The sequence below is a fragment of the Salarchaeum sp. JOR-1 genome, assembly GCF_007833275.1.
Taxonomy (GTDB): Archaea; Halobacteriota; Halobacteria; order Halobacteriales; family Halobacteriaceae; genus Salarchaeum.
In genome coordinates this window covers 1,299,272-1,320,145 of record NZ_CP042241.1, presented here as the reverse complement: position 1 = coordinate 1,320,145, position 20,874 = coordinate 1,299,272, and the positions used below count along the sequence as shown (strand labels likewise).

The following is a 20,874-nucleotide window of genomic DNA, read 5'->3' as shown; positions in this document are numbered from 1 at the left end:
GAGTAAATCTACTCTCCCCGGAGAATTGAAGTGAACTGAACACACCACCGTTTCCTGAGAACCAGCCAGATTCACCCCGCCGTTTCCTGAGAGTCACCCATCCACGCAACCCGTCACAGGTGACGACTCGCTCTATAGCCGTTCAGTATGGCGAGGGTTCGTTCAGTCTTCCTGACTCAATTGTATAGATCCAGATACGTCGCTTATACTTCTCCTGTCCAGTGTTTGGGGGTCGTTCCGACGATCACAGCCGTATTGGTAGACGCACAACGGGCACCCGCTATCACAGTCGCACTCGAAGTGATCCTCGATCAGTTCCATGGCCTCTTGGAACTGGGGGAAGGAGCCTTCGTCTTCTTCCACGAGGATGCGAGAGATTTCAGCCCCGCCTTCCTGGGAGTCGAACACGTAAACGACATCGTCTTCAACGCTTTCACTGACCTCCCGGATGTCCACGCCGCCGAGGTACTGGAGACTCACACGAAGCCCGTGAGCGAACGTGTGTTCCGCTACGTCCGATTCCAGGTTCACCTCTATGCCCTCGGTGGTGTACTTGTGTCCCAACCGGACGAACTCAGAGGGAGAATCGAATCCATCGGGGTCGTGTCCGGAATCGACAGTACACCTCACGGACTCCTCGTCTCGGACAACTACCCCCGGACACCCTTCAACACCACAACGTTCGAAGAGGGACTCTTGAGCGTCAATGGCGCCATTCGTGTAGCGTGCCCGATATCCCGTCGCGTGAACCAGTACCTCTAATTCGCCGTACCGGAGGGTGCCTATTTCGTCCCCCTCAGCGTCTTCGAGACTGAACTCCCGTTCCGAATCAAATGAAAGAATGCTCGTGTCTCGATCCGAGAACGTGCTCTGTATTCCTGCGTCGCTCTCGGAGTGTGTTTCTCGCGCTTCGAGGCCGTCGTCCGTGGAGACGGCTAAGTCTTCCCGGAAGGCCTCGACTGAGTCCATAACTGCCAACCGTCGCCGCTTCAAGGGTGCTTCGGCATCGCATTCCTCACACCCCTGCTGGCGCTCTTGGTAGGTGGCGTGGCAAGCGGGGCAAACGTACTCTTCCCCGTAGTCCACGGTTTCATTCTCCGCAATCTCGTCTTCGAGCGTTTCCGACGCGTAGTCGTCGTAGTTCACTCTGGACACCACGTACGTTTCCCCGTTATGGAGGTACGCGGCTGCCGGGTGTAACTCGTTCATCGCCATCCGCATCTCCCGGCCTCCGTCTCCGTCCCCGAGTCGCCGACGTTCGTAGTTTTCCTCGATGAGAGTCAGGCCGACAGACGTGGAGATGTTCCGCATATTGAACGCGTACTTGCTCTGTCTCGATCCGCGGAGGAAATCCACGTAACCCTCTGAACGAACGTCCGCGAGATGATCCTGAATTACCTGTTGGCGGTCTCGAACGTCGTCAAGCTCTGACCGGATTCGCGTTATCTCTTCGTCGTCAGCGGCTCCCCGTAACTCCTGATTCAGTTCGCGCTCCCGCTCAGATAGCTCATCGACGGTCTCGTACAATTCGTCGGTATACTCCCGATAATGTTCGATGAACCGCTCGGTGAAGGACGAGATCGCATCTTCGACGAGATGGCCGTACTCGTCCGACGCCGACTCGATCCTCCCGCCACAATCGGGCTCTGAGCAACTGTCCGGACTGGTGGTTTGGTCATACTTTGCGCCACAGGACACGCAGTAATCGTAATCGAGCAGGCTTTCGAGGTACTCCCTGATGTCCTCCTCGTGGTCGTGGAGTAACGTCCCCAGAATCTGGAGTTTTGGGCGCTGTGTTTCCAACTGGAGCGTCCCGTTTTCGAGGACCATCAGATGAGTGAACTTGCTGTACTGCTCGCCCTCGTCGGGATCTCTAACGAAGTTGTCGCCCCCTTCGATACGGGCGTTCCGCCCCTCGTGTTGGACGTCCCAATCTACGGCGAAGTTCGCAGCGATGTAATCCAGGACGGCCCAACTCAGGGACACCCGTAGAACCTCTTCGTTGTGTTCGTTGAGGGGGACGTCCTTCGGCGACGTATCGATCAAATCGACTGGTTGCTCGTAATAGTAGTAATCGATCGGATTGCGCTGACTCACGCTGTGGACCAGAGCTGATTTCGACCGTCGCCCCGCTCGTCCGACGCGTTGCAGGTACGCGTTCATGTTCGGTGGGGTCCCGAACAGCAGGAGCGAATCGAGCGCCCCGATGTCAACCCCTACCTCCATCGTAGGTCCGGAGGATAGGAAGTGAGGATGCTTCCCCTCCTTGAACAGGTACTCTATGTTTCTCCGCTTTTGCTTCGGTGTCGTCCCGAGATACGTCTCACTTAGGAGGAACATCGGGGGGACGTAGCCGATCCGGTACGCGCGATAGTTGAATCGCGGATGATTCAGGTCGCGTTGTTCATCGAAGGTAGTGTCGAATTCTACAGCCTCGTTGGATACGATACCGAACCTCCGCTCTAGGGACGAGTAGGTCTCCTGGTCGTATGGATGATACTGGAGGCCGTCGTCCCGACCAGAGACAGTGACCTCGAGGGCGGCGGGATCGAACGACACGTAACCCTCCTCGGCGTCGTAGGCAAGGATACCCTGTTCTTCAAGTGTATCAACGGCACGGGTAGCGTTATCTGCCCCACTGCTCTCTCGGAGATTATCGATTCCAATGTCGTTGCCTTCGTCTACTATAGCTCTGAGGACTGCTCGCTCATCGGAAGACAGGCCGTTCGTTTCGCGGAGTTTGATGTCGAGTACGCCATCGTGAACGAGCGGGGGGTCCCGTTCGCCGAAGCGACCGCTGTAGGTATGAGGGATTGCTCGGCGGAGTAGTCGGTCGCGCAGGGCTTCCCCCGGGCTCCACCGGCGGCGAGCTCGCCCTTTCAACTGGCTTCGTAGAGACACCTGCCCTTCGGAGACGTCTCTCACCTCCGAAAGGGACTCCTCAAGCTGGTCGAGACGGTTACCTGCCGTCTCGAGTACCTCATCGAGCGGGACCCATGAGTTCTCGTCCTGATTCGAGACGACTCCGTCGTAGAGGAGTTGGTCGAGAACCGTCTCGGCCTCGGGGTCCTCGAAGTCCCGACCCAACTCGTTCATATCGCGGTGTGAATCGGCAAAGGACAGCATCTTTGCAGATTCGAATCCCTCGTCAGCGGCCACTCCTCGCAAGAGATACTGGGACGTCGTTACGGCGAGGTTGTTCGGACTGCGCATCAGTTCCGAATAGCGCTGTCCGCGCCCACTGATGCTATAGGACGTGCCCGCGTGGTAGCAGGGTACTCCGGTTCGGAAGTCGGTCGGACTGCGCAACTCCCCCGTTCGGTCGAACATGTGGTAATTATCCGGCTCGAAGATCCTGGCCGTCAAGTCCGGATCGTCGCAATCGCAGCTGTGTCCGGGAATCAGCGTCGATTGGCAGTTCTGGCACTCCGTTCGCTCCAAAACCTCGTAGAGTCCAGCCTGGGCAAATGTTCTGGAGCCACAGTCACACGTTCCCGGAGGCTGAGCCTCGAAATAGAGTGCGTCGCAGTCGTCCTTTCTACATACCCAGGGGAGAAGGTGCGTGTTCACCACTACCTCACCGCATTCACATTCGAGCCCGCCCGCTGGGATCCGCTCGTAGGAACGTCCACACGACGGACAATCCCCTCCCTCGGGACGGGTCTTCAGGTGTCGGTTCTCCCCACCGCAGTTCGAACAGTTTGAGGAGATAGTCAGTTCTCGTTCGCAATTCGGATTTGTGCAGACTGCGACGTCGCCGTCAGTCCGAACAGTAGGCGCGTCGCATGCGGGACACTCACTCGTTGTGCTACGCTTTTCGACGTGACCGCAGGAGTCACATTCGAGATACGGACGGAAAGTCACGCGGAGCATCCCCACCTCTTCGTCCCTAGCAGCGGAACAGCGCTGACACTCTCGGGACGACTGCTCGACTCCGCCATGCTCGGTGGGCATGTACGATTCCAACTGCCCGCATCCGGGGCAGTACCAACTCATCAGTGACTCTTCCGCGCAGTGATTACAGTAGGTAGACCGCGTGACGAAGCGACCGCCGCATTCACCACACGTGTCCCGTGGCGACCGATAGACGGCATCGCAAGTCGCACAGCTATAGAACCCGTCCATTGGCCATGAGAAGAGATGGCTTCGATTTTCGAGGAGGCCGGAGAACTCGCCGATCGTTCGAAAGTTGCTGAGGAGCGTTTCGGCGTCGGCCTCATCCAGCCCGTATTTCGCTTGAATGTCCGAGAGGAAACTGTCCCGCGTACGGGGCTCCTCGTGGAGATCAGAGTGTAGTTCCTGAATCGCTCTCACGACCCGGCTATCTGGATTTTCCCGAGTCAGATAGTCGAACAGTTGGTCGCTGACCGCGTCTGCAAGTTCGTTATTACTCAGGCTCTCGTGGTCTTCGACGAGGAAGGTGGAGTCGCCGAAGGCGTTGGGCGTTGCACTCGGCTTGCGCCCCATCTTTATCAGATCCTCTTCAGAGATGTCGGAATCGGTGAGAGTAGCAGGAAGTCTATTAGGAGGTTCGTAGTTCAGCTCTCGAGAGTCTTCGTCGACGTGCTCGATACTCCCGACGCCACTGACCTTCCTGAAGAGTTCGTCGTGATTGCCGACAGTCGCACTGCTGGCAATCACTTGCAGGTCGTCGCTTCCGAACCGCTCTCGGCGAAGAGCACGCATCCGCTTGACGAGCATCGAGGTATAGGAGCCGAACAGGCCGGAGTACGTGTGGACCTCGTCGAACACGAGGAAGTCCGGTTCGTAGAGGAACGTGTCGTGTTCGTCCGGGGCGTTGACGTTGATCGCCTTGAGATTGATCGTGTCAGGGTTCGTGAGAACGATGTCTACGTCGCCGCGAAGTACGTCGTTTTTCGTCAGGTGAATGAATTCGAGCGGGACGTCGTCAACGCACTTCGGCTTCTCCGGCTTGACTGTGAAACGACCCTGATCCGGTTCCACGCGGAGGCTCTTTCCGCAGGTCCGGCACTTCTCGAGGTCTTCGTTGTATCCCGGGCACTCGAAGTACTTGAACGACGATCGCAGGTACCCTTCAGCGCCGCTCTCGCTCGTGTCTCTCGGCGTGTCGCCGTCGTAGATCCCTACCGTGATGCGCTTCCGCTTCGGAAGGTGGCGGTTGATCTTGTAGAGGTACTCGATTAACCGTTTCAGTTGGTCCTGAGCGAGTGCTTTGGTCGGGTAAATCAGGAGCGCTTTGACACTCTTGGGATCACAGTCTTCGATTTCTCCTTCGCGGGCCCGCAGGATGTAATCGAGAATCGGAATCAGCCATGCTTCGGTCTTTCCACGGCCCGTAGCGGCGGTTATGAGTGCGTTCTCCCCCTCTGTAATTGTCTCGACGCTGCGCTCTTGGAAGTCGTAGAGCCGTTCGAACCCCAGCGAAGAGAACGCCTCGATAATCCGGGGATGGAGCCCCGCATCTGCTGCGAAGTCTTCCCACGGCCGCTCACTCTGCTCTATTGAAAATGGAAGACGGCGGCAGGATTACTCCGTAATGAGTTTGAGGAAATGAGGTCGAGACGGCGATTATGGGAGTCGCTTTACTCGACCTCGTTGAGACAGCACTACGTGTAGCTAAACAAGCGTTGGGGAAACGAGCGGGCAAGCCCGACTCAGGCGGGCTTGCCCGCGAGGCCCACATCGTCGCTCACTGTATTCGCAAGGAGGAGGGCCACAGCTACGTCGAACTCGTTGATCGGCTGAGTCTCATGCCGGCGGTCTGCGACCGCCTCGGCATTCACCCGGACGCGCCGCCTGATCCAACCACGTTCTACCACTCGTTCGACCGCTACGCGATGTACGTCTGGCGGGCGTTGCTGCGCATTTCCGCGCAGCAACACCCGCAGTCTGGTCACGTCGCACTGGACAGTACGTTCTTCGAACGGAAACAAGCCTCACAACACTATCTCCAGCGGTGTGGGCGAAGTGTCAAGACGATCAAAGCGACGACGCTGACCGATACAGAATCGTTGGCGGTGCTGGACGTCCACTGCTGTATCGAGCGTGAACACGATACGAAGGCTGGCCCGCGGGTCGTCCGCCGGAATGCGGACGACCTGCGGGCCGTGGCCGCCGACAACGGCTTCCAAGACTGGCATACCGAATACGAGATCGCTGCACATGATATCGAGTACCTCGTTCACTACCGCGGTTCAACAGCGAAGGCAACCGCGAATAACGCACTCATCCGAGCGAAGGGCTACACACAGCGATGGATGGCAGAAACGTCTTACTCGACGGTCAAGCGAACGCAGGACTCCGCCCTGCGTTCGCGGTTCTGGTACCGCCAGTTCCGTGAGATCGTTCTCCTGTTCGCGCTCAACAACCTCAAGAAGCTCGCCAAAACGCTATGATCCCGCTCCCGTACCGCATTTTCAATAGAGCATGAATGACAGTACTGGACTGTGAACCGAGAGCGACTCCATCATCAGGTCGTGTCCGGAACTAACTCAGCACTATCTAGATACGCTTCTACGTGCTCGTGAACCGACGGGAGTTCATCAAGTGGGAATGTTCTCGCTTCGTCGTGTTGGGCATCAAGTACAATCGATTCAGATGTCGGGGTTACGACGTACCCGTGAGCGACATAGTGTTTGCCGCCCGAATCAGGTACATCGGACGTTTCATAGAAGTGGTTGTACGCACCCAGTTCCTCCTCAATAGTGATCTCGACGCCGAGTTCCGCTTCGGAGACCCGGTGGACGGCCTCGGTCAGTGATTCGCCCTTTTGGATTCGGCCTCCGGGGACGAACCACTCGCCTTTTGCTGGGTCGTTCTGGCGCTTTGCGAGGAGAATGCCGTCATCACAGGTGACGAGGAGGTCGACTGAGGGAATCGGGACGTGTTCGACGATGTCCGCCCACACGTCATCCGGTATCCACGCGACGTGGTCAGTCATTGAGTATCGCCTCGCGATGTTGTTCGTACCACTCGACGGTTCGTTTGAGGCCGTCCTCGAAGTCAGTGGTTGCCGTCCAGTTGAACCGCTGTCGGGCACGCGACGTGTCAAGCCGTCGACGAGGCTGGCCGTCTGGTTTCGATGTGTCCCATTCGATGTCACCCTCGAATCCGGTGGTGTCAGCGATCGTCTCCACGAGGTCGCGAATCGATATCTCCATTCCACTACCGAGGTTAATCGGCTCAGATTCGTCGTAACGTTCGGTTGCTGTCAGAATACCATCCGCTGCGTCTTTTACGTAGAGGAATTCTCGGGTTGGTTTACCAGTTCCCCAGGCGGTGATCGAGTCGGCGCCGCGTTCGCGGGCCTCAACGCATTTGCGAATAATAGCTGGAATGACGTGGGATGTCTCGAGGTCGAAGTTGTCGCGTGGTCCGTAGAGGTTGACGGGCATGAGATAGATGCTGTTGAAATCGTACTGCTTTCGATAGGCACGCGACTGAGTGAGCAGGGCTTTCTTCGCGATGCCGTACGGCGCGTTGGTTTCCTCGGGGTACCCTTCGTAGAGGTCGTCTTCGCTGAACGGGATTGGAGTGTGTTTTGGATACGAGCAGATTGTTCCAAGGATGGTGAATTTTTCGACGCCGAACTGTCGTGCTTGCTCCAGGAGTTCGATGCCCATGACAGCGTTTTCGTAGAAGTATCGGCCTGGATTCTCACGGTTGGCTCCAATTCCGCCTACCGTGGCTGCCAAATGTAACACGATGTCGGGATTTGAATCCCTGAGTGCGCGCTGAATATCGGTTTTCTCTCGAAGGTCGTACTCGTCGCTTCGTGGAACGAACACATCGACGTTGTCGCCTCGGCGTTCGAGTTCGTCGACGAGATGGCTTCCGAGGAAGCCGGCCCCGCCAGTCACCATGACGGATTTGGTGTTCCAGTAGTCGGTTGTCGAGTGGTGCCAGTCAGTCATCGCCAATCAACCCGCCCATACCAGGCGTCCTTGTTATTTGCATACCAGTCAATCGTTCGTCGGACGCCGTCACGCCAGTCTACCTGTGGTTCCCAGCCGGTTTCCTCGTGGAGTTTTTCGAAGCCAACGAGTAGCTCCTCTACATCACTGTCTCCCGGTCGATACCGGGCGTCTTCTTGGACGATTTCGGGGCGTTTCCAGTAGTCTTCCTCCGCACCGACGTCGAGGATGAGGTTCGTCCAGTCCCGCATTGAGATGTTTTCGCCGTACCCATAGACGTACTGTTCACCAGGAGTGCCCTCAAGTGCAACATGGAGGTGTCCACGGACGCCGTCTCCGACGTAACAGAGGTCGCGTTTTGGTTGAAGGTTGCCAAGTTCGACGATGTCTCGTTCCAGAGCCTGCGTGATAATTGTCCCAGTGATATATCGTGGGTTCTGCCGTGGTCCGTAGTTGTTGAACATCCGTGTGGTGACCGTTGGCAGTCCATACGCGTCATGGTAGTTCATCGTCAAGAAGTCGGCTGCAAGTTTGGAGGTCGCATAGACACTCGTTGGGTTCACTGGAGACCGCTCGGAGAGCAAGACGCGCCCGTCCTCTTCAAACTCATGTTTGTCAGCCATTTCCTCTTTGACGTTCCCGTACTCCTCACTTGTTCCCGCCGTGTCGAACTTCGCAATATCCAAATCAAGATCCACGACAGCTTGAAGCAGGTTCAGCGTCCCGGTAACATTTGTATCAACAGTCTCGTACGGTCGTTCCCAGGACTCTCCAACGTGGGCTTGCGCTGCAAGATGGAAAATGAGAGAGTTATCATGCCCTTTGAGCGCTGACAGCGCCTCTTTCACAGAGTGTGGGTCACGCAGATCTCCTCGGTGGATTGTGAGCTCCTCCGAATGATGCCGGATATTTTTCAGTTCTCCGCTAGACGTTGCCCGAACAAAAATATGGACGTTCGCCCCAGCGGCAACCAATCGGTCTGTAAGATGTGAGCCAACAAACCCATCTGCTCCAGTAACAAATACTGTTCGATCAGCCAACCGCGCATCAATGTTCATCGTGTATCACGCTCTCCACCATACAAAAGTATGAAAGGTTCGATTCACCGTAGCAATCTTCAAATTAGCTGACCCCAAGCGGAAAATAGTCTATAACTATATTCCGGCGGAGCCAACAGTTACATGGCTGAAGTATATTGTTAACTCGACCAGAAACACAGCAGTCTCAACGCGATGTTTCTCGCGGAGCTCCGCTTGGAACGTCCTTGTCCGCGCGAGATATCAGGTTGGAAAGAGCCGGACATCCAGAAATTCGATTATTATGAGAGTTTAGATCAAGTCTTGAACGAGTTTAGATAATCGCTTCTGTTGCTCCGGTATCGTGTACTGTTCCGACATGCGGTTTGCACCATCCCTAAGATCAGAAAAATATTCTTCGTTTGAAATCACCCTATAGAGCTCATTCGATAACCCATTTACTCCACAAAATGTTTGAATAGCGGGTTCCACGCGTTCAGGAACTTTGAACCACTCTGGAAGTAGTAACGGAGTACTCTGCCGAATAGCGTCAGAAATCGCCCCGGAACCTTTGCTCAGACCATACTCCTCCACGAATCCATTAACTTGTCTGGTCTGACGAAGTGGACTTACCAAAATATCGGATCTCCGAAGGTGATGTTCGAACGCCGCTTCCGGAATCCAGTCCCGGAAGTAGGTGACCTTTCCGACCTCCTTAAGTTCTTCAGCTCGTCGAAGAATCTTCTCACCGTACTTGCCTTGCGGAGTACCAAGCAAGACGACCTCGATTGAGGCTGCGTGTGCTTGCGGTAGCTTAGTGATTGCTTCAAGGAGTAAGTTGTAGTTACGACGGGTTCTATCAATCATTCCTGGGACAGTAATAACGATCTCGGAATGGTCTCTAGTTCGACCAGTTGTGGTATCGTGGTGATTACTAATTACTGGCGTGAAGGTTTCTATGTTCGTCTCTGGGAGCCGGCTGCGCGCATATTCTTGAATCGTATCAAACTCAACGAGAAGGATATCTATTCGTCGCAGCATCCAGCGTTTGAGTGGATATTTCGCGAAATTATAAAACTCTGAGGTAGCTGCCGGCCGTTCTCCTGCCCATCCGTTTATCTCGTAAGCTATCTGTATGTATGGACAGTTTGGAGAGAACTGGGCGTAGTGTCGGAAGTCGAAAATATTTCCATAGAATGGAAACGCAAGTAGTATATCTACGTCCGCAGCCGTTCTTTGCTCCACGTGCCTGAGATAGTCGCGTTTCGAATCCGACTCCTTCTTTACTGACCATTCAAGTCTTGGGCGCGAACTGACGTCATCTTTTACTCGTTCCTTAATGGACGGCGTAGTAAATACCTCAACCTCGTATTTACTTAACGCTATTTTAGATAGGTCAGAAAGGAAATTTACATGAGAGGAAAGATTCAATATTCCTACTTTTTCAGGTTCTCCTGGCGAATACATTTGGGATGACGTTCGATAGCGACCGGCCTATGCGTTTCGAATAGTCAATATAGAGTGAGGAGGATTTAGATCGGATTAAATCTCTTATTAACTGGGCAGGTTAGCGCTTTAGATGAGATAAGGAGAACGAAAGTGAAAACAAAATTTTGGGTGTTCTCGGGATTCACCTCCAATTGACTGTGCGAGAAGGCCACAGTACCATTTTGCACATGCACTTCCGATTGCAAGCACCCCGTTCGTACGATCAGTCAGCCACGATCGGATAAACGATAGATGGACATACAGAAACAGCACGAAGCCTATCAGGTCAGTTTCAACAAGAAGGATCGTATAACGCTCTTCGGAACCAGGTTGTTGGTCGAAAAGGTCTGTCGCTGGAGAAGCGTAGCGGGCAAGGGTGTCACTGCAGCGTCATCCGAATGCAATGTTCCAATTTGAGTTGCTGAACTCAGAAGCGAGCGCCGCGAACGTGCTGGAGAGGGTTCGCTGGCGTGCCGACCTTTACTGTCCGCACTGCCGGTCTGAGGCGATAATTAAACCCGGCAGCTATCGGGAGTATCAACGGTATCTCTGCAAGGATTGCGACCGCACGTTCAACCCCAAGACCGGCACAATCTTCGCACACGAGAAGATCGACCTTGACAAGCTCTTGTTCGCATTCTACGTGTTACTCCGGTTCAACACGAGTATCCGCCAGCTAGACGCTGAACTTGACGTGTCGTATCGGTCGCTTCCGCGGCGCATCGAGCAGTTCGCCAGAACGCTTGACGCGCCAACCATCGACCTCGTGGGCTAGGTCGAGATGGAGGAAGTCTACGTGACAGCGGGGCTGAAAGACCGCGAGCGCGACCGAGAGTCGCGCTCACGTGGTCGCGGAAGCCATGCTGAGGACAAGCCATCAGTATTCATACTCGTTGATCGCAGTAGTGATTAGCGATACGTCTTGCCAGCGAAATCCACTGACGAATCGACCGTGCGACTCCTCCTCAGCGACCACGAGAAGGAGTGGATCACCGTCTAAACCGATGGAGGTTGACGTCCTCCTGGTTGAGTATGAACCGATTCGATAATCCACCGAGGCCAACTACTCGAAACTCCCGGTTCGGTCATTCACTCCTGTTGTTTCAAAAGAGTATTGGGGCGACCTGGAAATCGGGAAAGACCGATTCGTAGTTACAATTCATGGGATGATCGATGAACAAGACGGGGGTTATGGCACAGTCTTGTCTGCATTCGAGCGATTAGAGCGTAAGCAGCTTGAAGGACAAGAACTCGTCCTATTAGGCGCTCCAATTGGTCAGTACGGCAGGAATATCGTTCAACGTGCAGAACGTATAGAATCACGCGAATTGGCTGTAACCACCTTTGACGAGTAGAGTAGTTCAGAAGAGTTTGGCTATCATCAACAATTGACGAATTTACTGGTGAGTCCATTAGTGAGGACTCGACAAATAATGCCTTTGTTGAAATTACGGGTTGAGCAAAGGCCCGGGCGCCAGTTCTGACGCGATTCGGAATGGAACTCCTTTGCATCCCCCGAATTGGTATGAGTCGCCGCCCCAATTTTAATCAGTAAATGATAATTTCAAGTAGCTAGATAATTTTCTTAAAGAAGTCACAAATATTATATCTGATCAAAATCAGGTTTCTATCTCGTAAGTAACTAATCAAACCGCTACAAAGTTTTCAAAAGAAGCCCAGGCCGAGGAGTTAATTTCATTCATTCCAACCCTTTATAAACCAACTTGGATTGGTGCTCTGGCTAACGATAGCGGATAACACAATCGTGACCACGATATACCACCAGAATTGAATCCGTAGGTAGTAATTCGAGAAGAATACCATCACGTTCATCGTAATAACAACTGCATATATCGTTATGGATGGTACTGAAGGCTTTTCGAGAAACCAAGTGTATACGTAAGTCGAAAATATACCGATAAAGAATTGCGGGAAGATGAAACCGGCCCAGCCGTAGTCCAAATAATAGCCGAGCACATATGTTCCAACATTGTATGCAGGGTCAACTAGGTGGTAGCCAGGCGTTTGAACGGTGATTCGTTCCAAGGTCAGAAGACGGAGCACACTGCTTAAGGTACGGACCCCAAGGGTTGGCGTGGTAGTATGTATTATATTGGCCTGTAGATTCATGTAATTTGGTGTGATGTACATTACGAGTCTATCGAGAATGATAAGGAATTCCGCGACAATATTCTGAGGCGAATTCCCGGCGGAAAAATACACTAACATAAATGACGAAACTACAATTACAAACGCCACGGGAATGTAGCGTGCTTTCCATTTAAGCCCAACGCAAGCAGATGCAGCGATAGCTAGAATTACCGGTAGGATGATGGCAGACTTATGGCCGAAGAATAGGGTAGACAACAACGATACAATCCCAATAGTTACTACCAATGGTTCGGGCCGATAGACCTTCAAATAAATAACTACATAAACGATGATCAAACCATTTAAGAAGTATAGATAGTTTATAAATGGAGAGACACCCCCGAACGTTACCTCGATAGTTCGAAAACTTGCATTTAAATAGGCGTCTAATCCCAGAGTGGTCAAAACATTACTGAGATTTACTAGAAATGCAATCCCAAATACAATTAACAATATAATGAGTGTGACTCGAAAACGACACCGATTCCATAAGTCGATTTTTTCGATTGATTGTCGCCAATTCCGGTGAGGGAAGATCTTGATACGTGTGGCGAATAAGTATCCAAGAAAGAAAGAAAGGAAGCTGAGGATTATTGCAAACCAAGTAATCGGGCGCAATCCATATTGGAAACGGTGCGGTACAGCGATTAATAGCGGGGGTAGAATCCAGCCCGCCCCATGTACGACTGGTGGTGCGAGAAGATTTCCATGGAGCCGCCAAGTGTAAAACACTACTCCGAGGAAAACCAATATAATAATAATACTGATAAAGGCCTGGAAGAGTATTACTTGAGTTAGGGACTGACTCGATGGTGGCCACATCTCCTGAAGAGATTCTTAGTTCCGGGATAGTAAGATGTTTCGAATAGTGGTCCCGACAACGGTTTTGATATTCGATATCTTTATCCCAATCTGTTTAAGAGCTCCTGCAGTTATCCCGAATCCTATCTTCCAATGGTGTCCGAATCGCCGGTCCGTAACCGGAGCCAGAAATTTTCTTAGGGCCTCACCGAGCATTGCCCAGATAAAGATGGGGAAGAGATAGGCATCACAATATTCAAAGAATATATTTACTCGATTTCTTCCCGACTTCCATCCTGTCTTGAAAGGAGATTCGACATACTCTCCTTCATTGTGGTCTAGCGAGAGTTCTGGGTCTATGATGCAGTGATAACCAGCTTTCTTCAACTTTAGTCCGATTGCGACATCCTCGTAAGCTTCTCTTCCACCAGACCAGTGGGGATATGGATACTCAGATAACACCTCCCGTTTGAAACTCGCGTTATTTCCAGATAACCAATCTGCCTTCTGAGGTGTAGCAATATCGATTGTCCACGACTGGATTCCTATCCGATTAATATCCCAATTCTTTCTGCCGCGTAAAAATATCGCGTTAAACAGCCGTTCTGCAAAAGGGGGCTCTCTCAGGTCCGCTTCATCGAATCCCCCAATACCGGCTAGGTTTGGGGAATCAAGAGTTTCGTAGTCGCGCTTTAACTGTTCAATATAATCCTCCGATATGATGACATCATCATCAAGAATTAGTACGATGTCTCCCTTGGCGATTTGAACTCCCGTATTCCTAGCTGTGGATGTCCCCGCTGGTCCCCGCGACTCAGACAGAATAACAGGGACGCTTTCCTTCTCAAATGATTTCAGTTGGCGGACAACATCGTCCGATAGATCGCCGTCATCAATAATTATGACTTCACGTGGGAGTGCTGTCTGATCGAATATTGACTTTACACAAAGTACGACATCATGTGGCCGATTGTATGTTGGTACAACCACGGAGATCTCCATACTATCTTCCATTTTTCTCTCTGCCATTCTCTTGGTAATCCATCCTTGAACCTTTAATTATCTGGAGTGTTTTCAAGATCCGACACCATTAAGGGCTGTTCTCGGTTTTGAAGTCATCGACTTAACGAGGGAAAAAGGCACCATATACGTCTTCTAAACCATCTAACATTGACTCAATAGAGAACCGTTTAGCCCGTATTTGTGCCTGCCTGCCAAACCTTGTTCGCTTTGCTGGGGAATCAATGAACTCAGATAGATAATTTTCCAGTTGGATGGCATTTCCTGTCGGAATCACAAATCCTGTCTCCCCATGTTCAACCTGCTCTGGAATTCCCGCAATATTAGTTGCGATTACCGGCAGTCCGCTAGCCATCGCCTCCGTAATCACCCTCGGCGTTCCTTCACGGTACGACGGCAACACCATTACGTCGCTCGCCGCGAGCACCCTCGGGACGTCTTCACGGAACCCAGTGAGATACACGTTCTCTGATAGCCCCCGGCCCTGGATTTCCGCGTCCAGCGAGTCGTACAGCGGGCCGTCGCCGACGATACATACCGACCCGTCAAAGTTCCCAAGTGATTCAACCGCGTCAAGCAGTACCTCGTGCCCCTTACCATCGACAAGTCGGCCAACCATGACGATGCGCGGTCGCTCTCCCGGCAGGCCCTCGGCGGGCTCGGCATTTTCGAACGCGTCGATGTCGATGCCGCTGTAGACGGTCGTGTATTGTTCAGCCGTCCCAATACCCCTCTCCAGATAGTCGTCAGCGATGACGTCAGCGTTCGTAATAATCCGGTCCGTGTATCGTGCCGCCTGGCGCTCACATCCAAGCACGAACCGATTTAGGAGGTCGTTGCGGTCGTCGGCGAACGGCACGCCGTGCACGGTATGAACGATGTTGGGCACCCCAGCGAGGGCCGCCGCAAACCGTCCGATAATGCCGGCTTCCGTACTGTGAGTGTGAACGATGTCGAAATCCTTTCGGCGGAGATACCATGCCACTGATGCCACAGCGGGGAATGTCGTTACGGGGTTGTAGTGACGGATTAGTGGGAAGCGTTTCGTCTCGATACTCGCACGTTCTAGGTGTTCGACTTGCTCCGGGTCGTATTCCGCACCGTATCCGACCGTGAACTCGTAGCCATCAAGGCCACGAACAGTTACCACAGTCTTGGCCTCCGCGCCGCCTTTCAGCAGTCGCGTGATGAGGTGGAAGACACGAGGACGCCCCGTCATCGAGCAGTCACACATGCGACGACGCCCCTCGTTGACTTAAAGTCATTCTCTCCGGCAGCGGGAAGCAGACTGAGTAGCGAACGACACTCTAAAACGCGTGTAGTGTATTTGACAGCGTATATGGAAGCTGAGCAGACGCGCGTCGGCGTCATCGGCCTGGGATACGTTGGGCTCCCGCTGGCGCTAGCGATGCACGACGCGGGTTACGACGTGGTCGGTGTCGACGTCGACGCCGCCAAGGTCGAACGACTTCGCAGTGGGGAGTCAACGGTCAACGACGTCACTGACGACGAGGTCGCCGAGGCAACACGCGGTGGGGTCACGTTCAGTACGGAGTACGACCAGCTTGCGGATGCCAACGCGGTCTCGATCTGTGTGCCGACACCGCTTCGAAAGACCGACACACCGGATCTCTCCTACGTCCTCGATGCCGTGGAACGGCTCGCACCCGTCGTCGCTGACGGTTGCACGGTCGTCCTCGAGAGCACCGTTTATCCGGGTGCGACCGAAGAGGCGGTCGCTGACGCACTCGCGGAAAACGGCGCTACCGTTGGTGAAGATCTGTATCTCGCGTTCTCCCCGGAGCGTATCGACCCGGGGAACGAGGAGTACGGGCCGACGGATATCCCCAAGGTCATCGGCGGCGTCACCGATGCGTGTGGCGACCGGGCGGAAGCCCTCTACGCACCCGTCTTCGACGAAGTCGTGCGTGTCAACTCGGCAACCGAGGCCGAACTCGTCAAACTGCTCGAGAACACGTTTCGAGCCGTCAACATCGGCCTCATCAACGAGCTCGCACAGATCGCCCATGAACTCGACGTCGACATCTGGAACACGATCGAAGCAGCGGAAACGAAACCGTTCGGCTTCATGCCGTTCTATCCAGGGCCGGGACTGGGCGGCCACTGCATTCCGATCGACCCGTTCTACCTCTCCTGGAAGGCCGACCAACACGGCGTCGATACGCGGTTTATCGACCTCGCAGACACGGTCAACCGCGAGATGCCCCAGCACGTCGTCGATCGCGTCGTCAAGCAACTCAATGATCGCGGCATCGCACTCTCGAATGCGGACGTGCTCGTCGCCGGCGCCTCCTACAAGCCTGACGTCTCCGACGTCCGCGAATCGCCAGCGATTGACGTCATCGCAGAACTAGAGAACTGGGACGCCACGGTCAACTACCACGACCCACACGTGCCCCGCCTCGACGTCGGAACGAAAACGCATGAGTCCGTTCCCCTCACTCAGAACCGACTCGCGGCCGCAGACTGTGTCGTCATTATCACCGACCACTCAACGTTCGACATCAACCAAATCGTCGACGAGGCAGAACTCGTCTTCGACACTCGGAACGCAACGAGCCACCTCGACGCCACGAACATCGTCCGCTTGTAGCTGCTCGGAGTCGACAGACTAACCCCAGTCCGTGAAGAACTCGCAGGTATGCCAACTGCACTCGTCACCGGAGTTGCGGGGTTCATCGGGTCAAACCTCGCGAATGCCCTGCTTGATCGCGACTACGAGGTTCGCGGCGTCGACAACTTCGAAACCGGACGCGAACAAAACCTCCAGTCCCTTCGTTCGAGCGACGACTTCAGGTTCCATGAAGCAGATATCCGTGATGCAGATCAGATGGCTACCGTCACCGACGGCGTCGACTACGTCTTCCATCAGGCCGCCGTGCCATCCGTTCCTCGGAGTGTCGAGGATCCCGTCACCACGACGGACGCCAACTGTACAGGAACGGCCACAATTCTGAACGCCGCCCGCAACGCCGATGTCGACACCGCCGTTGTCGCCTCTTCATCCTCCGTCTACGGCTCGACCGAGCAGCTTCCGAAAGTCGAGTCGATGCACTCCCAGCCCGAATCGCCGTACGCGCTCTCGAAGTACTACACAGAGAAACTCGCGATTCAGTTCAGCGACCTCTACGACATTGATACGGCGGCGCTGCGCTACTTTAATATCTTCGGCCCGCGGCAGGACCCCAATGGTGAGTATGCGGCCGTCATTCCGAAGTTTATCTCCCTGATGCTCGAGGGCGAGCGCCCCGTCATCTACGGGGACGGCGAGCAGTCACGTGACTTCACGTTCATCGACAATGCTGTACAGGCGAACATCCTTGCCGCCGAGGGCGATGTGACTGGAGAGGCGTTCAACGTCGGCTGTGGTGGACGCGTCACGATCAATAATCTCGTCGACAATCTGAATGACCTGCTCGGAACCGAGATTAATCCGATCTACGACGACCCTCGGCCGGGCGACGTTCGCCACTCCCACGCCGACATCTCGAAGGCCAAGGAGCAGCTCGGCTACGAGCCAGCCGTCGACTTCAGTGAGGGACTGGATCGAACCATTCAGTACTATCGCAACAACTGAGGCCTCCGGGCGTGCTGTCAGCCCTTGCGGACGGTGAAGTCGTCGTATTCTCGGGAGATATGACTGCTACTGGTGAACCGAATGGACGTACTCGACGATAAGGGTCGGCCAGCCTGTCGGCGTCGTGAATGGCCTCGTCGCCGTCGTTTTCGTGGTCGCAGTCGTTGCGTCTGAACCCGTATTCGCACTCCAGCCGGAGTCAAACCAGCGACAGGGGCCCTAATCTCGCGACAACGAATGCAAAACCCGACTTTGGCACCCACTGGTCTAATTAGTCGTCAACTCGCGGTCCGGACGACTCTTCACTATCCTGTTCGCACCACCGGAACCATCAACCGAGGAAGAACACATGCGGGAAGACATACCAAAGGACTAGCGGACATATTGAATCACAACGGTTGTCACCACAGTGTAAGGTGCAACGAGCGCCTCATTCAATTCACCAATAGTAGAGTACTCGATCCGACCGATATTACGCAATGCGGAGTGATTTCCTTCCTAGTGTCCGCTATGGAGCAATCTAAAATTGCTGTACAATCGGAGTGATGTGCGTACTGGTCGGCCATAGTTCATATTTGCGTCCCGTTCTGGACGGCTGTTTCCGACACACTGACTGTCTCGCCGGCTACCGTATACGTTCCCGGATACGGAACCGTCACTGAAAATGTCCCGTTCGTCACGGGCACCTGACGCTGATACTCAAAGGTGACCCCCGAAACTTCGACCGTTGTACGAAGGACCACGTTCGATTGGGTCGCGTTCCCAACAATCGTTGCGCCGGGCACAACGGAGAAGACTTTCAGTGAGTTGTCGTCGGAGATCCACACGGCGCGATAGTGTGACAGGCCGGCCACGTCATCATAGCCGCTCCCGAAGTGCTCGTGGAGTCGCACCCACATCGATCCCTCTCTCTCGATAGACGCCCCAGTTGTGGTGACAATATACCCGACGCGATCACGAAGACTTTCGTACCATGCCTGTCCGGCTGTCGAGTTTAAAAAAGAGATATACGTACCTTTCGCAAATCCATACGAAAGGGAGTGGCCGTTGACGAAGTAGTTGTACATCCGGTTGTGGCCCCATTGGCTCAACACGTAATTTTGCGGATAGGCCAAGTCGCGGTCGGCGGCGTCGTCGGCCATCCAGTCGGCCGCATGATACTGCTCGGGCCCGTAGGTCAATTGACTCGTCTTAATCGGCGTCTGGACAAAACTCAACCCACCCACCAACAGGAACAACACAACGAGATAACCAGCCGTCTGCGCCGACGGCACCCGAATCGCCCCAGTAATCCCTCCCCCATCCTTGAACACGGCAGGCCGTCGCGTGACATCAACAACAGCGGCGAGATGAACGAAGCCCAACCCACTCGCAATCGCCGTCGGTACGGCCAACGCTCCAGCAAACCGGATCTGGATGAGACTCAAGATAAAGAAGTATGCGCCCATGCCGCTGACAGCAAGCCAGGCCGGTCGATAGTTCGTTCCACCCCGCCAGCCAAGCCACACTACGTAGGGCGCGCCAAGGAAGAATAGCAGTCCGAATAGGTAGATTACGGCGATTTCGAATTCACCGCCAACCAGACTCACCGTTTCCGCAATTCCACCAACGTTCACGAGCCACTGGACGCGTTCGACTGCCCGGTGAACGTACTCCGGGAACAACGCCTGCATCGCCAGCCACCCGACCACAGCGCCGACAAGTTCAACGCCACCCAACACTCGATACGAGCCGCCGAACCGAGCGACAATTGTGGCCAGCCCGACGACACCGACGGCCCCGGCCAAGAGGAGTGCGGGGGCAAAGGCCACTTGATCGGTGTGCCAGCCAAAGCTCTCATGGACGAACACCGTCAGCACCGACGCAACCCCAAGCCCCGCGAGGAGCGGCAGGTTTTCACGAAGTGGGGAACGTGTTGCCGACACATCAGCGAGCACCCGCACAGCGACAAACAGCCCAATAACGGCGAGGAGGATTGGACTATTGTCCCAGGCGAGCGTCTGGCCGGCCACAGCAAATCCCAACACGAGACTCCCTAGCCACGCCTCCCGACGTCGCAGCCATCCATCGTTTCGATCCGTACTTACGATGACGAGGCCGAGCAGAACGAGCGACAGCCAGAGCATATCGAAAGCGTGGTGATCAGCAAACCCAAGACTGGTCCGAAATCCGTGGACGGGAATCGCCGCCAACATCACCACACTGGCAAGCCCCACCCGCCGATCAGCAAACAGCCGCGTGCCAACAACGTACACGACACCACCAGTCAGCACGGCGGCAACGACTGGATACCATGCCAACACCAGGCCTGCGGTGTGGGTGCCACCGCCGAGCAGGCTTGCGATCCACCATAGCGTCACCACTAGGAGGGGTTCGCCCTTCAACACCGCAAACTGCAGATCTGACAACGCCCTGAGGTCGAATGGCCCCGCCGTGCGCTTGAGAAGCCCTTCCACGAGATACCGATAGTAGTACGGATCATTCGCCGTGAGCACGACGTCACCCCCGCGGAACACCGCGGGCAACGAAAACAGCCTGAATGCCACAACAAGCGCCAACGCTCCGAGTAACGCGCCGACAACCCGCCACTCCACACGCCTCCACACGCCATCCACTGCCACCGAGAAATTCGACTTTGATTCATCGGCACCTTCTTGGATGGCGTCTCCCTCGAGGGCTGCCTGAACCGCAGCCGGATCAGCCAGTTCGTAGCCGTCCTCGGTAGATTCGGCGATGTTGCGGGACACCAGTTCGCCGAACGTTCCCGAATCCATCGGAATATCCTCAAACGCCCACGCATCCTGGCGGTCGTCGATGGTAAGGACCTCGCGCAAGGACGCTTCGGCGTCGGGATGCTCGTCAAGGAACGCGTCGGTGGCGTCCCGAACGTCAGCCATACGTGTCC

12 protein-coding genes and 1 pseudogene are annotated in these 20,874 nt (G+C 54.6%); 4 read left to right on the top strand and 9 right to left on the bottom strand.

The window, feature by feature from the left end:
- Positions 1 to 162: 162 nt before the first annotated feature.
- Positions 163 to 5,484, bottom strand: a complete 5,322-nt coding sequence (locus FQU85_RS07920) for a DEAD/DEAH box helicase (RefSeq protein WP_370516772.1) — start codon at positions 5,482 to 5,484, stop codon at positions 163 to 165.
- A gap of 68 nt (positions 5,485 to 5,552) precedes the next feature.
- On the opposite strand from FQU85_RS07920, the gene FQU85_RS07905 reads away from it, so the two are divergent.
- The gene (locus FQU85_RS07905; protein ID WP_145846643.1) at positions 5,553 to 6,377 is read left to right on the top strand and encodes a transposase; all 825 of its coding nucleotides are present in this window, start codon (positions 5,553 to 5,555) and stop codon (positions 6,375 to 6,377) included.
- Positions 6,378 to 6,451: 74 nt separating this feature from the next.
- Here FQU85_RS07905 and FQU85_RS07900 read toward each other — a convergent pair whose 3' ends face one another.
- The 4 genes from FQU85_RS07900 to FQU85_RS07885 all read right to left on the bottom strand — a co-directional run bounded on the left by FQU85_RS07900 (position 6,452) and on the right by FQU85_RS07885 (position 10,378).
- Positions 6,452 to 6,922, bottom strand: coding sequence for a GDP-mannose mannosyl hydrolase (locus FQU85_RS07900; protein ID WP_145846640.1), 471 nt, complete (start codon positions 6,920 to 6,922; stop codon positions 6,452 to 6,454).
- The gene (locus FQU85_RS07895; protein WP_145846638.1) at positions 6,915 to 7,895 is read right to left on the bottom strand and encodes a GDP-L-fucose synthase; all 981 of its coding nucleotides are present in this window, start codon (positions 7,893 to 7,895) and stop codon (positions 6,915 to 6,917) included. The genes FQU85_RS07900 and FQU85_RS07895 overlap by 8 nt, the downstream gene beginning before the upstream one ends.
- Positions 7,892 to 8,953 carry a GDP-mannose 4,6-dehydratase gene (locus tag FQU85_RS07890; protein ID WP_145846636.1) on the bottom strand — a complete coding sequence of 354 codons (1,062 nt, stop codon included), beginning with the start codon at positions 8,951 to 8,953 and terminating at the stop codon, positions 7,892 to 7,894. Before FQU85_RS07890 ends, FQU85_RS07895 begins: the two co-directional genes overlap by 4 nt.
- A 270-nt stretch (positions 8,954 to 9,223) precedes the next feature.
- Complete coding sequence (locus FQU85_RS07885; RefSeq protein ID WP_145846633.1) at positions 9,224 to 10,378, bottom strand: glycosyltransferase family 4 protein; 1,155 nt, start codon at positions 10,376 to 10,378, stop codon at positions 9,224 to 9,226.
- 424 nt (positions 10,379 to 10,802) lie between these two features.
- On the opposite strand from FQU85_RS07885, the pseudogene FQU85_RS07880 reads away from it, so the two are divergent.
- Positions 10,803 to 11,396: pseudogene (locus FQU85_RS07880) on the top strand (transposase); the annotation flags it as partial.
- Between the two features lie 698 nt (positions 11,397 to 12,094).
- On the opposite strand, the gene FQU85_RS13800 reads toward FQU85_RS07880, so the two are convergent.
- From FQU85_RS13800 to FQU85_RS07865, 3 genes are all read right to left on the bottom strand, one after another.
- Complete coding sequence (locus tag FQU85_RS13800; protein WP_145846628.1) at positions 12,095 to 13,372, bottom strand: O-antigen polymerase; 1,278 nt, start codon at positions 13,370 to 13,372, stop codon at positions 12,095 to 12,097.
- Between the two features lie 15 nt (positions 13,373 to 13,387).
- Complete coding sequence (locus tag FQU85_RS07870) at positions 13,388 to 14,380, bottom strand: glycosyltransferase family 2 protein (protein ID WP_145846625.1); 993 nt, start codon at positions 14,378 to 14,380, stop codon at positions 13,388 to 13,390.
- Between the two features lie 94 nt (positions 14,381 to 14,474).
- The gene (locus tag FQU85_RS07865) at positions 14,475 to 15,590 is read right to left on the bottom strand and encodes a glycosyltransferase family 4 protein (protein WP_145848779.1); all 1,116 of its coding nucleotides are present in this window, start codon (positions 15,588 to 15,590) and stop codon (positions 14,475 to 14,477) included.
- Positions 15,591 to 15,710: 120 nt separating this feature from the next.
- Between FQU85_RS07865 and FQU85_RS07860 the strand changes: the two genes are divergently transcribed.
- Positions 15,711 to 16,985, top strand: coding sequence for a nucleotide sugar dehydrogenase (locus FQU85_RS07860; protein ID WP_145848777.1), 1,275 nt, complete (start codon positions 15,711 to 15,713; stop codon positions 16,983 to 16,985).
- Between the two features lie 48 nt (positions 16,986 to 17,033).
- Positions 17,034 to 17,969 carry an SDR family oxidoreductase gene (locus tag FQU85_RS07855; RefSeq protein WP_145846623.1) on the top strand — a complete coding sequence of 312 codons (936 nt, stop codon included), beginning with the start codon at positions 17,034 to 17,036 and terminating at the stop codon, positions 17,967 to 17,969.
- Positions 17,970 to 18,538: 569 nt separating this feature from the next.
- Here the strand turns inward: FQU85_RS07855 and FQU85_RS07850 are convergent.
- Positions 18,539 to 20,866: an STT3 domain-containing protein gene (locus FQU85_RS07850; RefSeq protein WP_145846621.1), complete on the bottom strand. Its 2,328-nt coding sequence runs from the start codon at positions 20,864 to 20,866 to the stop codon at positions 18,539 to 18,541.
- Positions 20,867 to 20,874: the final 8 nt, after the last annotated feature.

What these genes read in the sequence shown, in the direction of transcription:
- FQU85_RS07905 (WP_145846643.1), top strand. Translation starts at nt 5,553, where the DNA reads ATGGGAGTCGCTTTACTCGACCTCGTTGAGACAGCACTACGTGTAGCT.
- FQU85_RS07900 (WP_145846640.1), bottom strand. Translation starts at nt 6,922, where the DNA reads ATGACTGACCACGTCGCGTGGATACCGGATGACGTGTGGGCGGACATC.
- FQU85_RS07895 (WP_145846638.1), bottom strand. Translation starts at nt 7,895, where the DNA reads ATGACTGACTGGCACCACTCGACAACCGACTACTGGAACACCAAATCC.
- FQU85_RS07890 (WP_145846636.1), bottom strand. Translation starts at nt 8,953, where the DNA reads ATGAACATTGATGCGCGGTTGGCTGATCGAACAGTATTTGTTACTGGA.
- FQU85_RS07885 (WP_145846633.1), bottom strand. Translation starts at nt 10,378, where the DNA reads ATGTATTCGCCAGGAGAACCTGAAAAAGTAGGAATATTGAATCTTTCC.
- FQU85_RS13800 (WP_145846628.1), bottom strand. Translation starts at nt 13,372, where the DNA reads ATGTGGCCACCATCGAGTCAGTCCCTAACTCAAGTAATACTCTTCCAG.
- FQU85_RS07870 (WP_145846625.1), bottom strand. Translation starts at nt 14,380, where the DNA reads ATGGCAGAGAGAAAAATGGAAGATAGTATGGAGATCTCCGTGGTTGTA.
- FQU85_RS07865 (WP_145848779.1), bottom strand. Translation starts at nt 15,590, where the DNA reads ATGACGGGGCGTCCTCGTGTCTTCCACCTCATCACGCGACTGCTGAAA.
- FQU85_RS07860 (WP_145848777.1), top strand. Translation starts at nt 15,711, where the DNA reads ATGGAAGCTGAGCAGACGCGCGTCGGCGTCATCGGCCTGGGATACGTT.
- FQU85_RS07855 (WP_145846623.1), top strand. Translation starts at nt 17,034, where the DNA reads ATGCCAACTGCACTCGTCACCGGAGTTGCGGGGTTCATCGGGTCAAAC.
- FQU85_RS07850 (WP_145846621.1), bottom strand. Translation starts at nt 20,866, where the DNA reads ATGGCTGACGTTCGGGACGCCACCGACGCGTTCCTTGACGAGCATCCC.